This is a genomic window from Bradyrhizobium sp. Rc2d, assembly GCF_900099855.1.
In the GTDB taxonomy this organism is placed as follows: Bacteria; Pseudomonadota; Alphaproteobacteria; order Rhizobiales; family Xanthobacteraceae; genus Bradyrhizobium.
The window spans coordinates 123,197-146,691 of record NZ_FNCU01000011.1 but is presented as its reverse complement, the minus strand read 5'-3'; the positions used below and the strand labels follow the sequence as shown (position 1 = coordinate 146,691).

Genomic DNA, 23,495 nt, shown 5'->3' with positions numbered 1-23,495 from the left:
GACGAAGCAATCCAGACTTTTTCCGCAGAACGATTTCTGGATTGCTTCGCTTCGCTCGCAATGACGACGGAGAAGGCGTCGCCCGCCCCCTACTGCTTCTTGATCAAGCTCCACTTCGTGATCACGGCCTCGCTCATCTGGCCGGCATCGCTGGCGCAGGCGATCTCGTCGACCTTTACCGAGATCTCCTTGCCGACGAACGATTTCAGCTGCGTGGCCTGCGCATCGCTGGAGGTGACGAGCTGGAAGGTTTCGGGGCCGGTCTCGAGGTTGCACAGCCCGTTCGGCGGCGGCAGGCGGCGCGGCTCGGACGTGATCTGATAAGTCGCGACGCGCTTGCCGTTCTTGGCATCGCGCACCTTCATCGCATTCAGTTCGCCGGAGAGCACGTCGCCGGTGTTGATCGGCTTGCCGGGCTTGGACGGCGGCGGCGTCTCATCGCCCTGCTGCGCGGAGATGGCCGGGCTCACCAGCACCATCATCGTCGCGACCAAAGCCAATCGTGTGGCGAAAAGTTTCGTCATGTCGTCCGTTCCGTAAAGTCTGGATGGCTAGAACAGGGTGCGCTGCCGCATCGCAGCCGATAGCGTACCTTCGTCGAGATAATCAAGCTCGCCGCCGACAGGAACACCATGGGCGAGCCGCGTCACCTTCACATTGGCGTCCTGAAGCAGGTCGGTGATGTAATGCGCCGTGGTCTGGCCGTCCACCGTCGCGTTCAGCGCCAGGATGATCTCCTGCACCTGCGAATCATGCGCGCGCGCCACCAGCGCGTCGATGGTGAGGTCCTGCGGGCCGACGCCGTCGAGCGGCGACAATGTCGCGCCGAGCACATGATAGCGCCCCTGGGTGGCATTGGCGCGCTCCAGCGCCCAGAGATCGGCGACGTCGGCGACGACGACGATGATGGAGGGATCGCGCTTCGGATCGGTGCAGACGGTGCAGGGATTTTGTGTGTCGATGTTGCCGCAGGTCTTGCACACCTCGACCTTGTCGAGCGCAACCTGCAAGGCCGACGACAGCGGCATCATCAGTGCCTCGCGCTTCTTGATCAGATGCAGCGCCGCGCGTCGCGCCGAGCGCGGGCCGAGGCCCGGCAGCCGCGCGAGCAGCTGGACCAGCCGCTCGATTTCAGGACCTGCAACGGCGCCCATCTGCTCTAAGCCATGCTGCTACGATTGCGCGGCAACGACGGTGGCAAACCTCTCCCATAGGGAGAGGTCGCGCCGAAGGCGCGGGTGAGGGGTTCGGTACCCTCGTGGGACCTGAGCCCCCTCACCCGATTTGCTGCGCAAATCGACCTCTCCCCGATGGGGAGAGGTGAGTCGAGATCACGGACAGTTCTATTCAACGAGAAAATCCTATTACTGGCCGAACAGCCCCGGCGGCAGGCCGAGCCCGCCGGTGAGGGCCTGCATCTTCTCCTGCATCGCAGTCTCCGCCTTGCGGCGGGCATCACTGAGTGCGGTGACGAGCAGGTCTTCCAGCACCTCGCGCTCTTCCGCCTTCATCAGCGAGGGATCGATCTTGATCCCCTTTACGTCCATCTTCGCGGTCATGCGCACGGCGACGAGGCCGCCGCCGGAGATGCCTTCGACCTCGACGTTGGCGAGCTGGTCCTGCATCTCCTGCATCTTGGATTGCAGCTGCGCCGCCTGCTTCATCATGCCGAGAAAATCAGCCATAGCTCGCGTGTCCTTGAAAGAGGCTAAGGCGCTATGAATCATCATCGCGCCTTAGCATATTGTTTGCGCATGATCTTATCGGAAAACCGCTTCGCACTTTTCGCTACGCGGCCCTTCGGTCCGGATCATGCGCTAGAGATCGTCGCCGTCGGAACCCTCTAGCGGATCGTCACTGCCATAGTCCGAGTTAATATTGGTTTCCGGCGTCTCGGGGGCAAGCCTGCGGACCTCGACGACCTTCGCACCGGGGAAACGCGACAGCACCTCCTGCACGCGCGGGTCGGCCTCGGCGGTGCGCGCATGCTCCTGCTTCGCGGCCTGGTTCACCGAGCGCAGCGTCGGCTGGCCCTGTTCGTTGGAGACGATCACGGTCCAGCGCCGCCCGGTCCATAGCTCGAACTTCTTCGCGAGCTCGGAGATCATGGTCTTGGAGGCGTTGGGCTCGAGCGCGACTTCCAGCCGGCCTTCCTCGAAGCGGACGAGGCGCATGTCGCCTTCGAGCGCGCCCTTGGTCAGGAGGTCGCGCTTTTGCCCCGCCAGCGCAACGAGCTGGGTGAAGCTGGTGACGCGCAGCACCGGCGCTGCGCCTTGCGGATCGGGCGCCGGCGCCGCCATCTGCGGCCGGGCACCGCCACCGCCGAACGAGGACGGCGAAGATGTCGGCATGCGAACCGGGGCCGTGGAAGCAACCGGCGCCGAAGGCGCGCTGCGCGCGGCACTGCCGCCGCTCACGATCGGCGAGCCGCCGCCGTTCTGCTCCAGCATCCTGATCGCTTCGTCCGGCGTCGGCAGGTCGGCGACATAGGCGATGCGCACCAGCACCATTTCGGCGGCCGCGGCGGGACGCGTCGCGGCCTGCACCTCGGTGATGCCCTTGAGCAGCATCTGCCACATCCGCGACAGCACGCGCATGGAGATCTTCGAGGCGAAATCCTTCGCGCGAACCCGCTCGGTCTCGCCATAGGCGACGTTGTCGGCGGTCGCCGGAACGATCTTCACGCGGGTGACGAAATTGACGAACTCGGCGAGGTCCGAGAGCACGACGATGGGATCGGCGCCGACGTCGTACTGGTCGCGGAACTCCCTGAAGGCGGCCGCGATGTCGCCGCGCGTCAGCGAATCGAAGAGATCGATGACGCGGGTGCGATCAGCGAGGCCCAGCATCTGCCTGACGGCATCGGCCTTCACCTGCCCCGCCGCATGCGCGATCGCCTGGTCGAGCAGCGACAGGGAATCGCGCACCGAGCCTTCGGCGGCGCGCGCGATGATGCCGAGCGCCTCCGGCTCGATCTCGACGCTTTCCTTGGCCGCGATGTTGGCGAGGTGCTTCATCAGCACGTCGGCCTCGACCCGGCGCAGGTCAAAGCGCTGGCAGCGCGACAGCACGGTGACTGGAACCTTGCGAATCTCCGTCGTGGCGAACACGAACTTGGCGTGCTCCGGCGGCTCCTCCAGCGTCTTCAGGAACGCGTTGAACGCCGCCGTCGACAGCATGTGGACTTCGTCGATGATGTAGACCTTGTAGCGGGCGCTGGCGGGTGCGTAGCGCACGCTGTCATTGATCTGGCGGACGTCGTCGACGCCGGTATGCGACGCCGCGTCCATCTCCAGCACGTCCATGTGCCGGCTTTCCATGATCGCCTGGCAGTGCACCCCCAGCGCCGGCATATGGATGGTCGGGCCCTTCACCGAACCATCCGGCATCTCATAGTTGAGCGCACGGGCGAGAATGCGCGCAGTGGTGGTCTTGCCGACCCCGCGGACGCCGGTGAGGATCCAGGCCTGCGGAATGCGCCCGGTCTCGAACGCGTTGGAGACGGTGCGAACCACCGCCTCCTGGCCGATCAGATCATCAAAAGAGGAAGGACGGTATTTGCGCGCCAGCACCCGGTAGGGCGTGCCCGGCTCGGCGCCGAGTGCGAAGCCAGCCTGGCTGGCGCTGTCGGGATTGGGAGGGGCGCCAGCGTCGGTCATCGGTCGATCCGCAATGAAATCTCTCTCGGCCGGCTTTTGCGGAAAGGAGCGCGCCAGCGGGGAGGCCCGCCGGCGCAATTCGCTCGAAAAACAGGTAGGAGACTGACGAGCGACCCGATCCAGACCTCGTTAGGGCTGCTTCCTTCCGGACCTGACCCGGTTGGCGAGTGGCTCGTCCACCGCCAATCTCCCGGTCCCTATTTGGGGCCAAAGGGAGCGGAAAGCAAGCGGGTATCGGCTTGAACCGGTTGAGTGTGCCCAGCATCCGGGCAATTCCAGATCTGCCCAGCCGATAGGCTGTGCTTTCGCTGCTGGGACCACCTTGCTAAGAACGCTTGGCGGAACTCCATCCCAACCAGAAAAGCGATTGATCCCAATGGTTACACGTCGTGATGTTGCATCGATTGTCGGACTTGGCGCCATTGGTGCGGCGGCTGCAGGGGCGCTGGCCTCCCCGGCCGTGGCCCAGGCGGCCGATCCGAACGAATCGACCTTCGCCCGCATCCGCCGGACCAAGAAGCTGCGGATCGGCGCGGTCGGCGGCGGCGCGCCCTACTACATGAAGGACCTCGCTTCCGGCCAGTGGAAGGGTTTTTACATCGACATTGCCAAGGGGCTCGCCGACGACATGGAGGCCGAGCTCGAGATCACCGAAACCACGTGGGGCAATTCGGTGCTCGATCTGCAGGCCAACAAGATCGACATCTTCTTCGGCCTCAACCCGACCCCGAAGCGCGCGCTGGTGGTGGACTTCTCGGTGCCGGTCTTCAACAACGCCTTCGCCATCCTCTGCAAGAAGGACTTCAAGCCGAAAAGCTGGGCCGAGCTGAACTCGCCCGACATCAAGATCGCGGTCGACCAGGGCTCCTCGCACGACCAGGTCGTCAGCCGCCTGACGCCGAAGGCGCAGATCACGCGGCTGAAGACCGCCGATGACGCCACCGCCGCACTCCAGACCGGCCGCGTCGACGCGCAGTGCCTGATCACCATGCTGTCGCTGACCGTGCTGAAGAAAAACCCCTCGCTCGGCCAGCTCGTGCTGCCGACGCCGATCTTCGCCACCACCTCCAATGCCGGCTTCCGCCGCGAGACCGACAAGACCTGGCGCGATTACGTCAACACCTGGATCGACTTCAACAAGGGCCTCGGCTTCATCCGCAACGCGATCATCACCAACATGGAGCTGGTGGGCGTGACGGAGGCGGACATTCCGCCGGGCGTGTCGCTGTAAGCGATGGGTTCAGGGCTGGCTCGCTCCGCGCACTCCGCTCTGCCCCCTCTCCCGCCTGCGGGAGAGGGTCGGGGTGAGGGTGTCTCCGCTAGAGAGACTCCCCAAGAGGATGGAGCCCTCACCCGGCGCTTCGCGCCGACCTCTCCCGCAAGCGGGAGAGGTGCAGCGAGCGCGCGGCTCGAACTTTCCAAGCCATTTCCGGACTGAGGCCCAAGCGAATATGTATCAGTGGGACTTCGGCATCCTCTGGGGCTATCGCTGGCTCTTTCTCAACGGGCTCGGCGTCACCGTCGGCTTCACCGTGGTCATCGTCGTCTGCGGGCTGCTGTTCGGCCTGCTGGGCGCGTTCGGCAGCCTGTCGCGCTTCAGGGCGCTGCGCCTTGCCGCGCTCGCCTTCATCGAGGCGTTCCGCTGCACGCCGATCCTGGTGCAGCTGATCTGGTTCTATTACGCGCTGCCGATCCTCGCCGGCGTCGAGATGACGCCGATCACCGCCTCGGCTCTGGCGCTCTCGCTGTATGGCGGCTCGTTCTATTCCGAGATCATTCGCGGCGGTATCGTCTCGATCGACAGCGGCCAGTCCGAAGCCGGCGCCGCGCTCGGCATGACGCCGATCCAGACCATGCGCCGCATCGTGCTGCCGCAGGCGATCAAGCGCATGATCCCGGCGCTGATGAACCAGTCCATCATCCAGTTCAAGAACACCTCGCTGGTCTCGGTGCTGGCCGTGCCCGACCTCGTCTATCAGAGCCAGGTCGCGGCCCACGACAGCTACCGGCCGCTGGAAACCTACACCGCCGTCGCGGTCGCCTATGCGGCGATCCTGATTCCGCTGACCATCATCGTCCGGCGCGGCGAGAAGCGATTGGCGGTCAGCGAATGAGCGAGACGAAGAACACCTCGAAGATCGAGATCCGGGCCTTGCGCAAGAGCTTTGGCAGCAACGAGGTCCTGAAGAACATCAATCTCGACGTCGCCAAGGGCGGCGTTGTCGCGCTGATCGGCCCGTCCGGCTCGGGTAAATCGACGCTGCTCCGCTGCATCAATCTCCTGGTCGTGCCCGACGGTGGCAGCGTCCGCGTCGGAGACACGCGCTTTTCATTTGGCGACGGTTCGAGACTGCCCGACGTGAAGACGCTGGCAAGATTCCGCGCCACCACCGGCATGGTGTTCCAGCATTTCAACCTGTTCCCGCACATGACGATGCTGCAGAACGTGATGGAGGGGCCGGTCACGGTGCGGCGGATGACCAAGGCGGACGCCGAGAAGCTCGCCCGTGCGCAGCTCGCCAAGGTCGGGCTTGCAGAGAAGGCCGACCAATATCCTGCGACGCTCTCCGGCGGGCAGAAGCAGCGCGTCGCGATTGCACGTGCGCTCGCGATGGAGCCTGATGTCATGCTGTTCGACGAGGCCACCTCGGCGCTCGACCCTGAATTGGTCGGCGAGGTGCTGAACGTGATGCAGCGGCTGGCCTCCGAGGGCATGACCATGGTGATCGTGACCCACGAGATCGCCTTCGCGCGCGAAGTCGCCGACCGCCTCATCTTCATGCGCGACGGAATCGTCGTCGAGGAAGGCCCGGCACGGCAGGTCATCGACAATCCCAAGGAAGCCGCGACGCGCGCCTTCCTCAGCCATTTCCACCGCACCGGCGCACTGCCGCCGGCCAACGCGACACCATGATGCCTGATATCGAACGCGTCTATCTCGTCACCGGTGCCGCCAGCGGCATCGGCCGCGCCACCGCAAAACTGCTCGCCGCGCCTGGTGTTGGGCTCGTTCTGCACACACGCTCGAACGAAGACGGACTTAAGGCGACCGCGGCGGAGGCGAAAGCCTGTGGTGCGGCCGTTGCAACATGCCTCGGGGATCTCGCCAACGAAGTAGCCCTGACGCTTGCATGCGCAACTGCGCATCTCAATTTCGACCGGCTTGACGGATTGATCCTGATTGGAGGCCACGCCCGCCGCGGCAGCGCGATCGGCACGCCCGCAGATCAATTCCTGCAAGCAATGGACGAATCCGCTCTCGCCTTCACGCGTTTCGTCAAGCTTGCGCTTCCGCAACTCCGTGCTGGGCGAGATGCGCGGATCGTCGCCGTGTCTTCCTTCGTCGCGCACGCGATCCGGCCCGAGTTCGCGCCCTTCGCCGCGACCGCCGCGAGCCGTTCCGCGCTGGAAGCGCTGGTGCGGCTGACTGCGATCGAGCTCGCGAAAGATGGCATCACCGTCAACGCGGTTGCGCCGGGCCTCATCGTCAAGGACAAGCCGAGCGAGAGCCGGCTCTCGCCCGAGCAGATCGCCGCGACCGAGGCGCTGATCCCGATGCGCCGCCGCGGGCGGCCGGAGGAAGTCGCCGAGATCATCGCCTTCCTGGCATCACCGAAGGCGTCCTACGTCACCGGCCAGGTCTGGCACGTCAATGGAGGCCTGACATGACCGAAGCGACCATCGAACGTCTCAGGCTGTTCCTGATCGAGAGCCCGATCAAGATGGCGCGCCTCCAGGGCGTCGGCAACGTCAAGGGCACGGTGAAGCGCGTGCTGATCGAGCTCACCGCGAGCGACGGCGTAATCGGCTGGGGCGAGGCGGCGCCGTGGGAAGTGTTCACGGGAACGCCGGAAGCCGCGTTCTCGGCGCTCGACATCTACTTGCGCCCCATCATGCTCGGCAAGCCGGTGCGCCGTATTCGCGCGCTGATGGCGGAGCTCGATCGCGCGCTGGTCAGCCACGCCGAAGCAAAAGTTGCCATCGAGATGGCGCTGCTCGACATCGTCGGCAAGTCGTCGGGACTGTCGGTCGCCGACCTCCTCGGCGGCCGGGTGCGCGACACGATTCCCCTCTCCTTCTCGATCGCCGATCCGGATTTCTCCGCCGATCTCGAACGCATGCGAAACATGGTGCCGGACGGCAATGTCATCTACAAGGTCAAGACCGGCGTGAAGCCGCATCGCGAGGACCTCGACCACCTCGAGGCGATCCGGAAAGAATTCGGCGACAAGGTCGATTTGCGCGTCGACTACAACCAGGCCCTGGCGCCGTTCGGCGCCATCAAGATTTTGCGCGACGTCGAGCAATTTGCGCCGACCTTCATCGAGCAGCCGGTGCCGCGCAAATATCTGGACGTAATGGCGCAGCTCACTGCGGCGCTGGAAACGCCTGTGCTCGCCGACGAGAGTTGTTTCGATCGCCGCGACATGATGGAGGTGGTGCGCCGCGAGGCGGCCGATGCCGTGTCGATCAAGCTGATGAAGGCCGGCGGCCTGTTCGAGGCGCAAGCGATCATGGCGATCGCCGACATCGCCGGCCTGCCCGGCTATGGCGGCACGCTGTGGGAAGGCGGCATTGGGCTCGCCGCCGGCACGCAGCTGATCGCGGCGACGCCGGGCATCTCGCTCGGCTGCGAGTTCTACATGCCGCATCACGTGCTGACCGAGGACGTGCTGGAAGAGCGCATCGCCAACCGCGGCGGCCATGTCGTGGTGCCCGACGGCCCCGGCCTCGGGATTCGTGTGAGCGAGGCGTCGATCCGCGCCAATGCGCGGGTGCTGGCGGAGGCGTAACTCGCTGTCGTCCTGGCGAAAGCCAGGACCCATTACCCCAGGGAGCAGTTGTGGTCCGAGCTGGTCACCACAAATCTTCGCCAAACTACTTCCTGGGGTAATGGGTCCTGGATCTGCGCTTCGCTTGTCCAGGACGACAACGGTGCATGAGGCCCCTGCGGAGCCCCAACCTTTCCCTCGCTAACTCCCTATCGTATGGTCGCCCCCAACACGCCCGCCCCCCGGCTATCCGGAAAGACATATGCCCGAACCCGCCTGGTCGCTGCACTCCCGCCTGAAAGAGGACACCATCGACATCGGCGATTTGCCGCTGTCGAAGGTGCTGGTCATCAAGGACGCGCATTATCCCTGGCTGCTGCTGGTGCCGCGGCGGGTGGATGCGGTCGAGATCATCGATCTCGACGAGGTGCAGCAGGCGCAGTTGATGACCGAGGTCTCCCGCGTCTCGCGCGCGCTGAAGGAGATCACCAAATGCGACAAGCTCAACATCGCAGCCCTGGGCAATCTCGTGCCGCAGCTTCACGTTCACGTCATCGCGCGCCGGACCAGTGACGCGGCCTGGCCGCGGCCGGTGTGGGGGGTGATGCCGCCGCTGGCGCACGACGCCACTGAAGTGCAGAATTTCATCAGCGCGCTCCGCCGCAAGATCTGGTTGGGTTGAAAGAATCATAATGTCAGCATTCGACGCGTTTCCGCTGGGACAGCCGGCCTTCGTCACCAACGTCCTCGACCGCGCCGCGCATCTGCGCCGCGACGACGAAAAGCTGTTCGCGATGGAGCAGAAACCGTCATCGCGCGCCTATGTCGTCTATCGCGACTCGCTCCTGGTGAAGCGCGAGGGCGACATGGTTCGGGCGCTGCTGGGAATCGACGAGGCGCTGAAATGCGGCGCCAATCCCGGCACGGTCTTCTTGGGGCTGCGTGACGGCGCGGCGATGTTCGGCATGGGAATGTCGCAGGCGGCGGCCGAGAAACTGGTCGGCCGCGACGACTACACCGTGACCGAGCTGCGCGGCATGGCGATGCAGGGCGCGGTCCCACCGCAGGAGCTGTCCGCGATTGCGATGGCCAAGTCGATGGTGGGCTGGCATCAGCGCCACGGCTATTGCGCCAATTGCGGCGCACGCACCAGCATGAAGGAAGGCGGCTGGAAGCGCGACTGCCCCGCCTGCAAGGCCGAGCATTTTCCGCGCACCGATCCCGTCGTGATCATGCTGGTCGCCTCCGGCGACAAATGCCTGCTCGGCCGCCAGAAGCAGTTTCCGCCCGGCATGTATTCGTGCCTCGCCGGCTTCGTCGAGGCGGCCGAGACCATCGAGGACGCGGTGCACCGCGAGATCCTGGAGGAGTCCGGGATCCGCTGCACCGACGTGAAGTATTACATGACACAGCCCTGGCCCTATCCGTCGTCGTTGATGATCGGCTGTAGCGCGCGGGCGCTGAACGAGGACATCGTCGTCGATCGCATGGAGCTGGAAGACGCGCGCTGGTTCACGCGCGAGGAGGCTGCGCTGATGTTGACGCGGACGCATCCGGACGGGCTCGCCGGCCCGCATCCGTTTGCGATCGCCCATCATCTGCTTGGCCGCTGGGTGCACGATAAGAGCGGCGCTTGAGCTGAGAGCGCCGATGACCGCAGCGGGACTCGCGCCGCGCATCCTCTGCATCGGCATTCCCGTGCGAGACCTCACCTTTCGCGTCGAGGCCGTGCCCGAACGCGGCAGCAAGGCCAACGCGAGCCAGCTTGCGGAGATCTGCGGCGGCAACGCGCTCAATGCCGCGATCGCCATCGCCCGTCTCGGCGGCCGCGTCGCGTTCGCCGGACCGATGGGCGATGCCGGCGAGACGTCGAGCAGCTTCATCCTCGAACGGATGGCGCAGGAGGGCATCGAAACCACGCAGATCGTGCGCATGCCGGGCCTGGCCACGCCGGTCTCGGCGATCATGATCGAGCCCTCCGGCGAGCGGACCCTCACGATCTATCGTGATCCCGCTTTGTGGACCGTGAAGCTGGCGGACGCGGACGAATTGCTCGCCGATTGCCGTGCGGTCCTCGTCGAAAGCCGCTGCGCTTCGTTCGCGACCTCGCTCTGCACTGAGGCGCGCCGGCGCGGCATTCCCGTCATCGTCGGCGTCGACCGCGCGATGTCGCTGCAGGACGGCTTGCTCACGGCTGCCACGCATCTGCTGTTCGCCAGCGAACAGGCGCAGGAGACAGCCGGCATCGCCGACGACGGCGAGGCCTTGAAGCGCCTGGCCGGGCTGACGCCAGCCTTCCTCGCCGCCACCCGCGGCCCCCGTGGCACGATCTGGCTGAACGAGGTGGGCGAGTTGGAGGAGACGCCAGCCTTCCCGATTCAGGCGGTGAATACGCTCGGCGCCGGCGACGTCTTCCATGGCGCCTTCGCGCTTCGCCTCGCCGAGGGCAAGGGGGCGCGGCAGGCGCTGCGATTTGCCGCGGCCGCCGCAGCGCTGAAATGCGGCCGTCATGGTGGTGGCCTGGCCGCACCACAACGCGTTGAAGTTGAAGAGTTTTTGAGCGAGCAGCCGGCGGCGATGCCCGGCCGGCCGCCAACATTTTAGACTTGCTATAGAATGATTTTCTCTATATCAGGGAAATCTGCCCCTGAAATGGAACAAAGTTCTTCAAATGACCGATCTTGCCGTCCAGATTCCCGAGACCAGCCGCCGCCTCGATGCCATCGACCGCAAGATCCTGATGGTCCTCCAGGAGGATGCCTCCCTCTCTGTCGCCGAGATCGGCGACCGCGTCGGCCTGTCCTCGACCCCCTGCTGGAAGCGCATCCAGCGGCTTGAGGCCGACGGCGTGATCATCAAGCGCGTCGCCCTCGTCGACCAGAACAAGATCGGGCTCGGCATCTCCGTGTTCGTCTCGGTGGAGAGTTCCGACCATTCCGACGCCTGGCTGAAGCGGTTCGCCGAAGCCGTCAGCGCCATGCCGGAGGTGATGGAGTTCTATCGCATGGCCGGCGACGTCGACTACATGCTGCGCGTCGTGGTGGCGGACATGCAGGCCTATGACGTGTTCTACAAGAAGCTGATCAGCGCCGTGCCGCTGAAGAACGTCACCTCGCGCTTCGCGATGGAGAAGATCAAGTCGGTCACCGCGCTGCCGATCCCGGCGGTGGTGGCGGCTTAGGTCGCGCCACACAGACGCTGTCATCGCCCGGCTTGACCGGGCGATCCAGTAGTCCGAGACGCCTGCGATCGAATCGAGAAGCTGCGGCGTACTGGATGCCCCGCCTGCGCGGGGCATGACAGCGGTGTGTGTGGCGACTTGCAGCTACGCCTCAAATCTTCTGGTTGTACTCGCCGACTTCGGGATGGGTGCGCAGCACGCTGTTCACCATCTCGAACATGTCGTGCATGCGCTGCTCGGAGACCGGGCTCTCGACCACCACGACGAGCTCAGGCTTGTTGGAGGAGGCGCGCATCAGGCCCCAGCTGCCGTCTTCGACCGTGACGCGCACGCCGTTGACGGTGACGAGATCGCGGATCGACTGGCCGCCGATCTTGGCGCCCTTCGCCTGCAAGCCTTCGAAGTGCTTCACCACCTTGTCGATGACGCCGTATTTGACCTCGTCGGCACAGTGCGGCGACATGGTCGGCGACGACCAGGTCTTCGGCAGCGCGTTCTTCAGGTCGGCCATCGACTTGCCGGGCGCGCGGTCGAGCATGTCGCAGATCGCGATCGCCGACACCAGGCCGTCGTCATAGCCGCGGCCGAACGGCTTGTTGAAGAAGAAGTGACCCGACTTCTCGAAGCCCGCCAGCGCGCCCATCTCGTTGGTGCGGCGCTTCATGTAGGAATGACCGGTCTTCCAATAGGCAACCTTCGCGCCCTGCTTCTGCAGCACGGGATCGGTGACGAACAGGCCGGTCGACTTCACGTCGACGACGAACTGCGCCTCCTTGTGGATCGCCGACATGTCGCGCGCCAGCATCACGCCGACCTTGTCGGCGAAGATCTCCTCGCCGGTGTTGTCGACGACGCCGCAGCGGTCGCCGTCGCCGTCGAAGCCGAGGCCGACATCGGCCTTGTGATGCAGCACCGCGTCGCGGATCGCGTGCAGCATCTCCATGTCCTCAGGGTTCGGATTGTATTTCGGGAAGGTGTGGTCGAGCTCGGTGTCGAGCGGGATCACCTCGCAGCCGATCGCCTCCAGCACCTGCGGCGCGAACGCACCGGCGGTGCCGTTGCCGCAGGCTGCGACGACCTTCAGCTTGCGCGTCAGCTTCGGACGAGAAGTGAGGTCGGCGATGTAACGCGCCGGATAATTCTCGTGGAATTGATAGGAGCCGCCGGCCTTGTTCTTGAACTCGGCATTGAGCACGATCTCTTTCAGCCGCGTCATCTCGTCGGGACCGAAGGTCAGCGGGCGATTGGCGCCCATCTTCACGCCGGTCCAGCCATTGTCGTTGTGCGAGGCCGTGACCATGGCGACGCAGGGCACGTCGAGATCGAACTGTGCGAAATAGGCCATCGGTGTCACCGCAAGCCCGATGTCGTGCACCTTGCAGCCGGCCGCCATCAGGCCGGAGATCAGCGCGTATTTGATCGAGGCCGAATAGCCGCGGAAATCGTGGCCGGTGACGATCTCCTGCTTGACGCCGAGCTCGGCGATCAACGCGCCCAGCCCCATGCCGAGCGCCTGCACACCCATCAGGTTGATTTCCTTCTGGAACAACCAGCGCGCGTCGTACTCGCGAAAGCCCGTCGGCTTCACCATCGGCTCGGATTCGAAGGCATAGGTGTTGGGCAACAATACGGATTTCGGCTTCGGGAACATTAAGATGGTCTCGTGAAAAGGGAGGCAGGATTTGCTGCAGCCTTAGCGAATGCCGGGCCGCAGCGGAAGGCGGGAATGAAGGCTTATGGCCGATAATTGCGGCAGTTTGGTAACGAAGAAACGTTACCGCGGGGGCGGTGAAAGCAAAGATATTTTCTTGAAATGGACGGCGGCGTGATCGCGCGGACTGCGCCTACTGCTCGAGCACCATCTGGCCATTGGCGTATTCGAAGCGCTTCAGGCGGGACAGGAAAGAGAGGCCGAGCAGGTTCTCCGACAGCGCTGCGTCCGGCAGCACCATGGCATCGACGTCACGCACGATAAGGCCGCCGACCTCTAACATGGCGATGCGGGTGCGCGCGGCCTTGACGGTGCCGTTGGCAGTCGAGACGGTGGCGTTGTACTCGCTGCGCGAGGGACGCAGGCCAAAGCGTGCGGCCGAGGTCTCGTTCAGCGCAACGACGGAGGCGCCGGTGTCGACCATGAAGCCGATGCGCTGGCCCTCGATCCGGCCCTCGGCCTGGAAATGACCGCGACCGTCGCGGGAAATGGCCAGGCTGCGGCCACCGGCGGGCGCGGTGGAGGCGACTGCCACCGTCGTCGTGCGCGGCATCGAGGTGGCGGAGGCGGAGCTCATCTTGTCCGCCATCTGGGCCATAAAGGTGCCGAGGCCGATCATGACGGCCGCGAAGATCACTATGTTACGCATCACACCACTTCCGAGCCGAAAGCTCGATTTCACCACGCGGCGCGCCCGTCCGCGAGCGACGGCACGCCGGGGCTCGTGTCATTTTGACGAAAAGGATGAGCGGATGGTTAATGCGGTCGCTTGAACTTCTGCCCGCCTGCGGCAGGGGGAGAGGACCTCTTACGTCCCCCGCGGCTTCGCTCGCCTGGTCGGCAGCGCGCTGGCGGGATCGTCGGGCCAGGGATGGCGCGGATAGCGGCCGCGCAGATCGGAGCGTACCGCGCTGTAGCTGCCGCGCCAGAAGCCGGGGAGATCGCGCGTCACCTGTACCGGGCGCTGCGCCGGCGACAGCAATTCCAGCACCAGCGGCACCTTGCCGGCGGCGATCGAGGGATGGGTGTTGAGGCCGAACAACTCCTGCAGCCGCACCGCGATGGTTGGCCCCTGCTCGGCTTCGTAGTCGATCGCGAGCATGGTGCCGGTGGGCGCCTCGAAATGCGTCGGCGCCTCGCGGTCGAGGCGCGCACGCATCTCCCAGGGCAGCAGCGCCATCAGCGCATCGGAGAGATCGCCGGCGGAGATGTCCTTCAGCGCTATCTTGTCGTAGAGCGCGGGCACCAGCCAGTCGTCGCGGCGCGCGATCAATCCGTCGTCGGAGAGATCCGGCCAGCTGTCGCCCTCGGCCTTGCGCAGGAACATCACGCGGTCGCGCCACTGCTTGGCGGCCTTCGACCAGGGCAGCCGGTCGAGGCCCGCGGCGATCAGGCCATCCGCGAAGATGCGCGCGGTATCCTCCGAGGGCGACACGGCAAGTGTCGCCTCGGAGAGCGTGATCGCATGGAGCGCGCGCTTACGCCGCGCCCGCAGTGCCATGGCGCCACGATCGAACGAGATCTCGTCGGCGGTCTCGATATGTTCGGCGAAATGCCGCTCGATCTCGTCCTGCGTGATTTGCGCGGCGAGCAGGATGCGTCCGCTCGCCGCCGTTCCCGTCATTTCGCCGATCGCGATGTAGGGCGCGCGGGCGAGCGAGGAAATCTGCTCGACGGAAGCACCGCGGCCATTGGCCAACACGAAACTGCCATTGCCACGGTTGCGCGCGACGCGGTCCGGAAAGGCATAGGCGAGCATCAGGCCGCTCGAGAGATCCTCCTGCTCTGCCGCCTTCTCCGAGGCCGCCACTTGCGAGGCCCAGCGCCGCGCCAGGTCACGCGCGCTCGCCGCGCGCGGCGAGCGATCGCGGCGGAACTGGTCGCGCCTGTGCTCGAGATCGACGCTGTCGCCGCCGAGCCCACGCTCGGTGATGATCGCCGCGATCTCGGCCGCGGCCTCGCCGCTGCCTGCACGATGCGAATCCACGATCATGCGCGCTAGGCGCGGCGGCAGCGCCAGCGCGCGCAGGCTCTTGCCCTCCGCGGTGATGCGGCCGTCGCCATCGAGGGCGTTGAGCTCGGCAAGCAGGCTCTTGGCTTCCTTCCAGGCCGGCTGCGGCGGCGGATCGAGGAACGACAGCGCAGTGGGATCGGTGACGCCCCATTGCGCAAGATCGAGCACCAGCGACGACAGATCGGCGCTGAGGATTTCCGGCTGGGTGTAAGGCGCGAGCGAAGCCGTCTGTGGCTCGTCCCAGAGCCTATAGCAGACACCAGGCTCGGTGCGGCCGGCGCGGCCGCGGCGCTGGTCCACCGCCGCGCGCGAGGCGCGCACGGTCTCAAGCCGGGTCAGCCCGATGTCGGGCTCGTAGCGCGGCACGCGGGCAAGACCGGAATCGACGACGATACGCACGCCTTCGATGGTGAGCGAGGTCTCGGCGATCGATGTCGCCAGCACCACCTTGCGCGTGCCCTTGGGCGCCGGCGCGATGGCGCGGTCCTGCACGGCAGCATCGAGCGCGCCGAACAGCGGCACGATCTCGATGGAAGCGTCGCGGACGCGTTCGCCGAGGAAGTTCTGGGTACGGCGGATCTCGGCGGCGCCGGGGAGGAACGCCAGCACCGAGCCGCTAGCGGCGCGCAACGCCGATGCGATCGCATCCGCCATCTGCCGCTCCACCGGCGCATCCGCCTTGCGGCCGAGATAGCGCGTCTCGACCGGAAAGGCGCGGCCCTCGCTCTCGACGACGGGCGCCTCGCCGAGCAATCTTGCCACGCGCGCGCCATCGAGGGTGGCCGACATCACGAGGATGCGCAGATCCTCGCGCAGGCCGGTTTGCGCATCGCGCGCCAGCGCGAGGCCGAGATCGGCATCGAGCGAGCGCTCGTGGAATTCATCGAACAGAACGGCAGCGATGCCGGAGAGTTCGGGATCGTCGAGGATCTGGCGGGTGAAAATGCCTTCGGTCACCACTTCGATGCGCGTCGCGCGCGAGATCTTGGAGCCGAAGCGGACGCGATAGCCGACGGTCTCGCCAGTACGCTCGCCGAGCGATTTTGCCATGCGATCGGCACTGGCGCGCGCCGCGATGCGGCGCGGCTCCAGCACGATGATCTTCTTACCCGTGGCCCAGGGCGCATCCAACAGCGCCAACGGCACCCGCGTGGTCTTGCCGGCGCCCGGCGGCGCCACCAGCACGGCCGCGTTGTGCGCTTCCAGCGTGCGCGACAAATCGTCGAGCACGGCATCGATCGGAAGGGGCGTGTCGAAGCTGCGGGGCAAAAGTCTCGGTCCGTCATCGTCTGCCCTGTGCGCAATTGCGCACTGGGGCCGGCGATCCAGTAACTCGGATCCCAATTATTACGAAGGTCACGGGCTACTGGATACCCCGCCTTCGCGGGATATGACAATCATGTGTAGCTATCAGCCCTGCACCGACGGGCGGCCGATGCTCTCGTAGACGAAGCCGGCGGCTTCCATGTCCTCGGGCCGGTAGACGTTGCGGAGGTCGACGACGACGGGCTTTGCCATGGTCGCCTTCAGCCGGTCGAGATCGAGCGCGCGGAACTGCACCCATTCGGTGACAATGACGAGCGCATCGGCACCTTGCGCGCAGGTATAGGCATCCTCGCAATAGGTGATGTTGGGCAGCTCGCTCTTGGCCTGCTCCATGCCGACGGGATCGAATGCCTTCACGTTTGCGCCCATGTCGATCAGGCCGGTCACCAGCGGGATCGACGGCGCATCGCGCATGTCGTCGGTATCGGGCTTGAAGGTGAGGCCGAGCACCGCGATGGTCTTGCCGCGCAGCGAGCCGCCGAGCGCCTGGCTCACTTTCCGCGCCATCGCGCGCTTGCGGTTCTCGTTGACGGCGAGCACGGATTCGACGATGCGCAGGGATACGTCGTAGTCCTGCGCGATCTTGATCAGCGCCTTGGTGTCCTTCGGGAAGCACGAGCCGCCGAAGCCGGGACCGGCGTGCAGGAATTTGGTGCCGATGCGGTTGTCGAGGCCAATGCCGCGCGCGACCTCCTGGACGTTAGCGCCGGCTTTTTCCGAGAGATCGGCGATCTCGTTGATGAAGGTGATCTTGGTCGCCAGGAACGCGTTGGCGGCGTATTTGATCATCTCGGCGGTGCGGCGCGCCGTGAACATCAGCGGCGCCTGGTTCAGCGACAACGGACGATAGATGTCGCCCATCACCTTGCGGCCGCGCTCGTCGGAGGTGCCGACCACGATGCGGTCGGGGAATTTGAAGTCGCGGATCGCGGCGCCTTCGCGCAGGAATTCGGGGTTGGAGGCGACGACGACGTCGGCCGACGGATTGGTCTCGCGGATGATGCGCTCGACCTCGTCGCCGGTGCCGACCGGCACGGTCGACTTCGTCACCACGACGGTGAAGCCGGTGAGCGATTGCGCGATCTCACGGGCGGCGGCGTAGACATAGGACAAATCGGCGTGACCATCGCCGCGGCGCGAGGGCGTGCCGACCGCGATGAAGACGGCATCGGCCTCCGCGACCGGCTTGGACAGGTCGGTGGTGAAATCCAGCCGCTTGGCTTTCACATTGTTCGCCACCAGCTCGTCCAGCCCGGGCTCGTAAATCGGGATTTCGCCGCGATGAAGGCCAGCGATCTTCTTCTCGTCCTTGTCGACGCAGGTGACGTCGTGACCGAAATCCGCAAAGCAGGCCCCGGACACCAGTCCCACATAGCCCGTGCCGATCATCGCGATGCGCATGAAAATCCCTGTTTTAGATTGGTTAATGAAGCCCCGACGCTTTGCGGTTTAGCATTTTCCTGAGGGGAGGGAACAGTGGCGCATGCAAAAAAGCGGTACGGAAATTGAACCGGTAAAGAAGTCTGAAACCGCAACGCGCCACACTGCCCCGCTGACGGACAGGGACTGGCGGAATACGCCTCAAAAAGGGACATCATGGCACGATCAGGCACAATCGCTGCGGGCGGGCGTTCCAACGCCCCTTCCGCCGCGCGTGTCGACTGGGTCGACTACGCCAAGGGCATCTGCATCGTCATGGTCGTGATGATGCATTCGGTCCTCGGGGTCGAACTCGCCGCCGGACAGACCGGCTTCATGCACGTCGCCGTGGCCTTCGCAAAGCCATTCCGGATGCCGGATTTCTTCCTGATTTCGGGCCTGTTCCTGTCCCTGGTGATCGACCGGGACTGGCGAACCTATCTCGACCGCAAGGTGGTGCATTTCGCCTATTTCTATGTCGTCTGGGTGACAATCCAATTCGGCTTCAAGGCGCCGGCCTTCGCGGCAGAAACGAGCTGGCGCGAGGTTGGCCTCTTGTACCTCGAATCCTTCATCGAGCCGTTCGGCACGCTGTGGTTCATCTATCTGCTGCCGATCTTCTTCGTCGTCACAAAACTGACACGCAAAATCCCGCCGCTCGCGATCTGGATCGTCGCCGCCGCGCTGGAGACGGCACGCGTCACGACCGGCTGGACCGTCATCGACGAGTTCTGCGCGCGTTTCGTTTATTTCTATTCAGGCTATCTGTTCGCGCCTTACGTGTTCGCCCTGTCGGATCGCGCACGGAAGCATCCGGTCCTTGCGCTTGCAGTGCTCGCGACCTGGGCGCTGGTCAATGCCGGACTGGTCACATTCGGCGCCAGCGAATGGAAGATCGTCTCGCTCGTGCTCGGCTTCGCCGGCGCCTGCGCCATCATCACCATGGGCACGCTGCTCGCGCGCGCGCAGTGGCTGAATTTCCTCCGCTTCTGCGGCGAGCATTCGATCGTGATCTATCTCGCCTTCTTCCTGCCGATGGCGGCGACGCGGACGCTGCTGCTGCGCACCGGCGTCATTGCCGATATCGGCACCGTATCGCTGGTCGTCACTGTTCTCGGCGTGCTCGGGGCGCTCGCGATCTGGCAGGCCGCGCTGCGGCTCAATGCCGGCTTCCTGTTCGAGCGACCGGACGCGTTCTGGATCGCGCCGAAGAAGGCGGGGGCGGTGTTGCAGGCGGCGGAGTAATCGAGATCGCTGTCGTCGCCCGGCTTGACCGGGCGACCCAGTATCCCAGAGACAGTCGTCATCGACCGATAGGCCGCGGCGTACTGGATTCCCCGCATTCGCGGGGAATGACAGTGGGGATAGTGGCGCCAGCGAGCCAAAAATCCGCCTTCCAAGGCTGTCAAAGCCCGCAAAAATTCATACATTGCGGCCATGCCCAAAACATCGCCGAAGACATCCCCGAAGACCACCGCCAAAGCTGAAACCAAGGCTGCCGCGCCCAAGGCGGCCGCCGAGAGCAAATCCGCTGCTGCCAAAGCTACTGCCAAACCGGTCGCGGCGAAGGCGGCCGGCAAGGGCGACCATGTCTTCCTGGTCGACGGTTCCTCCTACATCTTCCGCGCCTATCACGCGCTGCCGCCGCTGAACCGCAAGTCCGACGGCCTCCAGGTCAACGCCGTGCTCGGCTTCTGCAACATGCTGTGGAAGCTGTTGCGCGACATGCCCGAGGACAACCGGCCGACGCATCTGGCGATCATCTTCGACAAGTCGGAAATCACTTTCCGCAACAAGATCTATCCCGAGTACAAGGCGCACCGGCCACCGGCGCCTGACGATCTGATCCCGCAATTCGCGCTGATCCGCGAGGCCGTGCGCGCCTTCGACCTGCCCTGCCTGGAACAGGTCGGGTTCGAGGCGGACGATCTGATCGCGACCTATGTGCGGCAGGCCTGCGAGCGCGGCGCGAGCACGACCATCGTGTCCTCCGACAAGGACCTGATGCAGCTCGTCACCGATTGCGTCACCATGTACGACACCATGAAGGACCGCCGCATCGGCATCCCCGAGGTGATCGAGAAATTCGGCGTGCCTCCGGAGAAGGTGGTGGAGGTGCAGGCGCTCGCCGGCGATTCCACCGACAACGTGCCTGGGGTGCCCGGTATCGGCGTCAAGACCGCGGCGCAGCTGATCACCGAATACGGCGACCTCGACCAATTGTTGTTCCGCGCCGGCGAGATCAAACAGCCGAAGCGGCGCGAGGCGCTGCTCGAGAACGCGGAGAAGGCACGGATCTCGCGGCAGCTCGTGCTGCTCGACGATAAGGTCGACCTCGAGGTACCCCTCGATGACCTCGCCGTCCACGAGCCGGATGCACGCAAGCTGATCGCCTTCCTCAAGGCGATGGAATTCACGACGCTGACGCGGCGCGTCGCCGACTATTCGCAGATCGATCCCGCCAACGTCGATGCCGATCCCGGCTATGCCAAGGGCGCCAGCGTATTCTCGCCGCTGCCGCCCTCGGATGTCGTGCCCGCGCCGGGAACCGGCACGCCGGCGCAAGCTGCTCCGCGCGAGCGCAACAAATCGGCGAGCAAGGAGGACAAAGCCGCGAGCCCGAAGGGTGCGCCGATCTCACTGGCCGCCGCGCGCGAAGAGGCGCTGCGCAAGCTTCCAGTCGAGCGCGGCAAGTATCAGGCGATCAAGACGCCTAATGAGCTCAATGCCTTCATCGCCCGCATCCATGACGTCGGCCATGTCGCGATCGAGATGAGAGCGAACTCCATCAATCCGATGCAGGCCGATCTCTGCGGCATCGCACTGGCGGTGGCGCCAAACGAGGCCTGCTATGTGCCGCTGGCGCACAAGCAATCCGGCGGCGGCGCCGGCCTGTTCGACGCGGGCCTGGCACCCGACCAGGTCAAGCACGACGACGCGATCCAAGCGCTGCGGCCGGTGCTGGAATCGTCAGGCATCCTCAAGATCGGCTTCGACGTCAAGTTCACCGCGGTGATGCTGGCACAGCACGGCATCATCTTGCGCAACATCGACGACGCGCAACTGATCTCCTACGTGCTCGACGCCGGCCGCGGCTCGCATGCGATCGAATCGTTGTCCGAGCGCTGGTTCGGCCATGCCATGCTGAAGGAGAACGAGCTGCTCGGCAGCGGCAAGGGCAGGATCACCTTCGATCAGGTGCCGATCGACAAGGCCGCGCCGCTGTCGGCGGAAGGTGCCGACATTGCCCTGCGCGTCTGGCGCGTGCTGAAGCCGCGCCTCGTCGCCGAGCACATGACCACCATTTACGAGACGCTGGAGCGGCCGCTGGTATCCGTGCTCGCGCGCATGGAGCGGCGCGGCATCTCGATCGACCGCCAGGTACTGTCGCGGTTGTCGGGCGAATTCGCCCAGACCGCAGCGCGGGTCGAGGCGGAGATCCAGGAGATCGCAGGCGAGCCGGTCAATGTCGGCAGCCCCAAGCAGATCGGCGACATCCTGTTCGGCAAGATGGGACTGCCAGGGGGCAGCAAGACAAAAACCGGTGCATGGTCGACCACCGCGCAGGTGCTCGATGAGCTCGCCGAGCAGGGCCACGACTTCCCGAAGAAGATTTTGGAGTGGCGCCAGGTTTCAAAGCTGAAATCGACCTATACCGACGCGCTGCCGACTTACGTCAATCCACAGACCCATCGCGTCCACACCACCTACGCGCTGGCCGCGACCACGACCGGCCGGCTGTCGTCGAACGAGCCGAACTTGCAGAACATCCCGGTGCGCACCGAGGACGGCCGCAAGATCCGCCGCGCCTTCGTTGCGACGCCCGGGCACAAGCTGGTCTCCGCCGACTATTCGCAGATCGAGCTGCGGCTGCTGGCCGAGATCGCCGACATTCCCGTGCTGAAGCAGGCGTTCCGCGACGGGCTCGACATTCACGCCATGACCGCGTCCGAAATGTTCGGCGTCCCGATCAAGGGCATGCCCAGCGAAATCCGCCGCCGCGCCAAAGCGATCAATTTCGGCATCATCTACGGCATCTCGGCGTTCGGCCTCGCCAACCAGCTCGGCATCGCGCGCGAGGAGGCCTCGGCCTACATCAAGAAATACTTCGAGCGCTTCCCCGGCATCCGCGCCTATATGGACGAGACGCGCGACTTCTGCCGCAGCCACGGCTACGTCACCACGCTGTTCGGCCGCAAATGCCACTACCCCGATATCAAGGCCTCCAACGCCTCGGTGCGCGCTTTCAACGAGCGCGCCGCGATCAACGCCCGGCTCCAGGGCACCGCCGCCGATATCATCCGCCGCGCCATGACGCGCGTGGAGGATGCGCTGGCCAAGAAAAAGCTGTCGGCGCAGATGCTGCTCCAGGTGCATGACGAATTGATCTTCGAGGTGCCGGACGCCGAGGTCGAGGCGACGCTGCCCGTGGTGCAGCACGTGATGCAGGACGCCCCGTTCCCGGCCGTGCTGCTGTCGGTGCCGCTGCATGTCGATGCGCGTGCGGCGACGAACTGGGACGAGGCGCATTAATCTCACCTCCTGCGTCGTCCCGGCCTAGTGCGCAATTGCGCACGGGGGCCGGGACCCATTACCACAAGATGCGGTTGGGCGAAGATTGCCCGCTACCATCTCGCGCCACACTTCTCCCCGGGGTATGGGTCCCGGCGTTGAGGTGAGATATGAGAACCTAATTGTCCTCCGTGCAATTGCGCGATGGCCCCACTTCGCCGCGCATATTAGAACCATCGCGTCCTTCGCACCGGTTCACCCATGCCTCACACACCTGCCCTGCTCGGCTTTGCCCTCGTCTGCCTTGGCCTCGTGCTCACGCCCGGGCCGAACATGATCTACCTGATCTCGCGCTCGATCACGCAGGGCCCAGTGGCGGGCATCGTCTCGCTCGGCGGCGTGGCGCTGGGCTTCGTGTTCTACATGCTGTGCGCGGCGTTCGGCATCACGGCACTGCTGCTCGCCATTCCCTTCGCCTATGACGCGCTGCGCTTCGCCGGCGCCGGCTATCTGCTGTGGCTCGCCTGGCAGGCGGTGAAGCCGGGCGGGCGCTCGCCGTTCCAGGTCAGGAAGCTCGCGATCGACAGCCCGCGCAAATTGTTCGCGATGGGTTTCGTCACCAATTTGCTCAACCCGAAGATCGCGATGCTGTATCTGGCGCTGCTGCCGCAGTTCATCGATCCCACTGCCGGCACCGTGCTGACACAGTCGGTGGTGTTAGGGGCGATCCAGATCGCGATCAGCGTCAGCGTCAATGCGATGATCGCGCTCGCGGCCGGCTCGATCGCGCTGTTCCTCGCAAGCCGGCCGAGCTGGATGCTGGTGCAGCGCTGGCTGATGGGCACGGTGCTGGCCGGGCTCGCGGTACGGATGGCGGTGGAAGCGAAGAAGGTGTGAGGAG

General features: G+C 65.2%; 20 protein-coding genes and 1 other RNA gene. 12 read left to right on the top strand and 9 right to left on the bottom strand.

Annotation, left to right across the window (positions count from 1 at the left end; genetic code table 11):
- Nucleotides 1-89: 89 nt before the first annotated feature.
- The 5 genes from BLV07_RS16200 to ffs form a co-directional block, all read right to left on the bottom strand.
- Entirely contained in the window at nucleotides 90-524 is a 435-nt protein-coding gene (locus BLV07_RS16200; RefSeq protein WP_091887287.1) for a hypothetical protein, read from the bottom strand.
- Nucleotides 525-551: 27 nt separating this feature from the next.
- Complete coding sequence (recR, locus tag BLV07_RS16195; RefSeq protein WP_091887285.1) at nucleotides 552-1,154, bottom strand: recombination mediator RecR; 603 nt, start codon at nucleotides 1,152-1,154, stop codon at nucleotides 552-554.
- A gap of 210 nt (nucleotides 1,155-1,364) precedes the next feature.
- Nucleotides 1,365-1,685 (bottom strand): YbaB/EbfC family nucleoid-associated protein, encoded by a 321-nt coding sequence (locus BLV07_RS16190; RefSeq protein WP_061879603.1) that lies wholly within the window; start codon nucleotides 1,683-1,685, stop codon nucleotides 1,365-1,367.
- A gap of 132 nt (nucleotides 1,686-1,817) precedes the next feature.
- A complete protein-coding gene (locus tag BLV07_RS16185) occupies nucleotides 1,818-3,659 on the bottom strand; it encodes a DNA polymerase III subunit gamma/tau (RefSeq protein WP_091887282.1) in 1,842 nt (613 codons plus the stop codon).
- A 94-nt stretch (nucleotides 3,660-3,753) separates the two neighbouring features.
- Nucleotides 3,754-3,850, bottom strand: an RNA gene (gene ffs / locus BLV07_RS16180) — signal recognition particle sRNA small type.
- A gap of 185 nt (nucleotides 3,851-4,035) precedes the next feature.
- On the opposite strand from ffs, the gene BLV07_RS16175 reads away from it, so the two are divergent.
- The 9 genes from BLV07_RS16175 (at nucleotide 4,036) to BLV07_RS16130 (ending at nucleotide 11,612) form a co-directional block, all read left to right on the top strand.
- Nucleotides 4,036-4,890, top strand: coding sequence for a transporter substrate-binding domain-containing protein (locus BLV07_RS16175; protein WP_091887280.1), 855 nt, complete (start codon nucleotides 4,036-4,038; stop codon nucleotides 4,888-4,890).
- Between the two features lie 220 nt (nucleotides 4,891-5,110).
- Entirely contained in the window at nucleotides 5,111-5,773 is a 663-nt protein-coding gene (locus BLV07_RS16165) for an amino acid ABC transporter permease (protein WP_091887276.1), read from the top strand.
- Nucleotides 5,770-6,573 carry an amino acid ABC transporter ATP-binding protein gene (locus BLV07_RS16160; protein ID WP_091887274.1) on the top strand — a complete coding sequence of 268 codons (804 nt, stop codon included), beginning with the start codon at nucleotides 5,770-5,772 and terminating at the stop codon, nucleotides 6,571-6,573. The genes BLV07_RS16165 and BLV07_RS16160 overlap by 4 nt, the downstream gene beginning before the upstream one ends.
- Nucleotides 6,573-7,328: an SDR family NAD(P)-dependent oxidoreductase gene (locus BLV07_RS16155; RefSeq protein WP_091887273.1), complete on the top strand. Its 756-nt coding sequence runs from the start codon at nucleotides 6,573-6,575 to the stop codon at nucleotides 7,326-7,328. Before BLV07_RS16160 ends, BLV07_RS16155 begins: the two co-directional genes overlap by 1 nt.
- Complete coding sequence (locus BLV07_RS16150; protein WP_091887271.1) at nucleotides 7,325-8,452, top strand: muconate cycloisomerase family protein; 1,128 nt, start codon at nucleotides 7,325-7,327, stop codon at nucleotides 8,450-8,452. Before BLV07_RS16155 ends, BLV07_RS16150 begins: the two co-directional genes overlap by 4 nt.
- A gap of 241 nt (nucleotides 8,453-8,693) precedes the next feature.
- A complete protein-coding gene (locus BLV07_RS16145) occupies nucleotides 8,694-9,113 on the top strand; it encodes an HIT domain-containing protein (protein ID WP_091887269.1) in 420 nt (139 codons plus the stop codon).
- 10 nt (nucleotides 9,114-9,123) lie between these two features.
- Nucleotides 9,124-10,068, top strand: a complete 945-nt coding sequence (gene nudC, locus BLV07_RS16140; protein WP_091887268.1) for an NAD(+) diphosphatase — start codon at nucleotides 9,124-9,126, stop codon at nucleotides 10,066-10,068.
- Nucleotides 10,069-10,081: 13 nt separating this feature from the next.
- The gene (locus BLV07_RS16135; protein ID WP_091887266.1) at nucleotides 10,082-11,035 is read left to right on the top strand and encodes a PfkB family carbohydrate kinase; all 954 of its coding nucleotides are present in this window, start codon (nucleotides 10,082-10,084) and stop codon (nucleotides 11,033-11,035) included.
- Nucleotides 11,036-11,102: 67 nt separating this feature from the next.
- Nucleotides 11,103-11,612 carry an Lrp/AsnC family transcriptional regulator gene (locus BLV07_RS16130; protein WP_008542650.1) on the top strand — a complete coding sequence of 170 codons (510 nt, stop codon included), beginning with the start codon at nucleotides 11,103-11,105 and terminating at the stop codon, nucleotides 11,610-11,612.
- Between the two features lie 151 nt (nucleotides 11,613-11,763).
- On the opposite strand, the gene BLV07_RS16125 is transcribed toward BLV07_RS16130, so the two are convergent.
- The 4 genes from BLV07_RS16125 to BLV07_RS16110 all read right to left on the bottom strand — a co-directional run bounded on the left by BLV07_RS16125 (nucleotide 11,764) and on the right by BLV07_RS16110 (nucleotide 18,064).
- Nucleotides 11,764-13,263, bottom strand: a complete 1,500-nt coding sequence (locus tag BLV07_RS16125) for a phosphomannomutase/phosphoglucomutase (RefSeq protein WP_091887264.1) — start codon at nucleotides 13,261-13,263, stop codon at nucleotides 11,764-11,766.
- Between the two features lie 193 nt (nucleotides 13,264-13,456).
- A complete protein-coding gene (locus tag BLV07_RS16120; RefSeq protein ID WP_176945567.1) occupies nucleotides 13,457-13,972 on the bottom strand; it encodes a TIGR02281 family clan AA aspartic protease in 516 nt (171 codons plus the stop codon).
- Between the two features lie 159 nt (nucleotides 13,973-14,131).
- Nucleotides 14,132-16,606: an ATP-dependent helicase HrpB gene (gene hrpB, locus BLV07_RS16115; protein ID WP_176945566.1), complete on the bottom strand. Its 2,475-nt coding sequence runs from the start codon at nucleotides 16,604-16,606 to the stop codon at nucleotides 14,132-14,134.
- A 141-nt stretch (nucleotides 16,607-16,747) separates the two neighbouring features.
- Complete coding sequence (locus tag BLV07_RS16110; RefSeq protein WP_091887260.1) at nucleotides 16,748-18,064, bottom strand: UDP-glucose dehydrogenase family protein; 1,317 nt, start codon at nucleotides 18,062-18,064, stop codon at nucleotides 16,748-16,750.
- Nucleotides 18,065-18,259: 195 nt separating this feature from the next.
- On the opposite strand from BLV07_RS16110, the gene BLV07_RS16105 reads away from it, so the two are divergent.
- The 3 genes from BLV07_RS16105 to BLV07_RS16095 all read left to right on the top strand — a co-directional run bounded on the left by BLV07_RS16105 (nucleotide 18,260) and on the right by BLV07_RS16095 (nucleotide 23,491).
- Nucleotides 18,260-19,327: an acyltransferase family protein gene (locus BLV07_RS16105; protein WP_091887258.1), complete on the top strand. Its 1,068-nt coding sequence runs from the start codon at nucleotides 18,260-18,262 to the stop codon at nucleotides 19,325-19,327.
- A gap of 192 nt (nucleotides 19,328-19,519) precedes the next feature.
- Nucleotides 19,520-22,615 carry a DNA polymerase I gene (polA, locus tag BLV07_RS16100; protein WP_091887256.1) on the top strand — a complete coding sequence of 1,032 codons (3,096 nt, stop codon included), beginning with the start codon at nucleotides 19,520-19,522 and terminating at the stop codon, nucleotides 22,613-22,615.
- A 240-nt stretch (nucleotides 22,616-22,855) separates the two neighbouring features.
- Nucleotides 22,856-23,491 carry a LysE family translocator gene (locus tag BLV07_RS16095; protein ID WP_091887254.1) on the top strand — a complete coding sequence of 212 codons (636 nt, stop codon included), beginning with the start codon at nucleotides 22,856-22,858 and terminating at the stop codon, nucleotides 23,489-23,491.
- Nucleotides 23,492-23,495 lie beyond the last annotated feature (4 nt).

Bases quoted from the DNA above. Each gene is read 5' to 3' on its own strand.
- BLV07_RS16200 (WP_091887287.1), bottom strand. From the start codon at position 524: ATGACGAAACTTTTCGCCACACGATTGGCTTTGGTCGCGACGATGATG.
- recR (WP_091887285.1), bottom strand. From the start codon at position 1,154: ATGGGCGCCGTTGCAGGTCCTGAAATCGAGCGGCTGGTCCAGCTGCTC.
- BLV07_RS16190 (WP_061879603.1), bottom strand. From the start codon at position 1,685: ATGGCTGATTTTCTCGGCATGATGAAGCAGGCGGCGCAGCTGCAATCC.
- BLV07_RS16185 (WP_091887282.1), bottom strand. From the start codon at position 3,659: ATGACCGACGCTGGCGCCCCTCCCAATCCCGACAGCGCCAGCCAGGCT.
- BLV07_RS16175 (WP_091887280.1), top strand. From the start codon at position 4,036: ATGGTTACACGTCGTGATGTTGCATCGATTGTCGGACTTGGCGCCATT.
- BLV07_RS16165 (WP_091887276.1), top strand. From the start codon at position 5,111: ATGTATCAGTGGGACTTCGGCATCCTCTGGGGCTATCGCTGGCTCTTT.
- BLV07_RS16160 (WP_091887274.1), top strand. From the start codon at position 5,770: ATGAGCGAGACGAAGAACACCTCGAAGATCGAGATCCGGGCCTTGCGC.
- BLV07_RS16155 (WP_091887273.1), top strand. From the start codon at position 6,573: ATGCCTGATATCGAACGCGTCTATCTCGTCACCGGTGCCGCCAGCGGC.
- BLV07_RS16150 (WP_091887271.1), top strand. From the start codon at position 7,325: ATGACCGAAGCGACCATCGAACGTCTCAGGCTGTTCCTGATCGAGAGC.
- BLV07_RS16145 (WP_091887269.1), top strand. From the start codon at position 8,694: ATGCCCGAACCCGCCTGGTCGCTGCACTCCCGCCTGAAAGAGGACACC.
- nudC (WP_091887268.1), top strand. From the start codon at position 9,124: ATGTCAGCATTCGACGCGTTTCCGCTGGGACAGCCGGCCTTCGTCACC.
- BLV07_RS16135 (WP_091887266.1), top strand. From the start codon at position 10,082: ATGACCGCAGCGGGACTCGCGCCGCGCATCCTCTGCATCGGCATTCCC.
- BLV07_RS16130 (WP_008542650.1), top strand. From the start codon at position 11,103: ATGACCGATCTTGCCGTCCAGATTCCCGAGACCAGCCGCCGCCTCGAT.
- BLV07_RS16125 (WP_091887264.1), bottom strand. From the start codon at position 13,263: ATGTTCCCGAAGCCGAAATCCGTATTGTTGCCCAACACCTATGCCTTC.
- BLV07_RS16120 (WP_176945567.1), bottom strand. From the start codon at position 13,972: ATGCGTAACATAGTGATCTTCGCGGCCGTCATGATCGGCCTCGGCACC.
- BLV07_RS16110 (WP_091887260.1), bottom strand. From the start codon at position 18,064: ATGCGCATCGCGATGATCGGCACGGGCTATGTGGGACTGGTGTCCGGG.
- BLV07_RS16105 (WP_091887258.1), top strand. From the start codon at position 18,260: ATGGCACGATCAGGCACAATCGCTGCGGGCGGGCGTTCCAACGCCCCT.
- polA (WP_091887256.1), top strand. From the start codon at position 19,520: ATGCCCAAAACATCGCCGAAGACATCCCCGAAGACCACCGCCAAAGCT.
- BLV07_RS16095 (WP_091887254.1), top strand. From the start codon at position 22,856: ATGCCTCACACACCTGCCCTGCTCGGCTTTGCCCTCGTCTGCCTTGGC.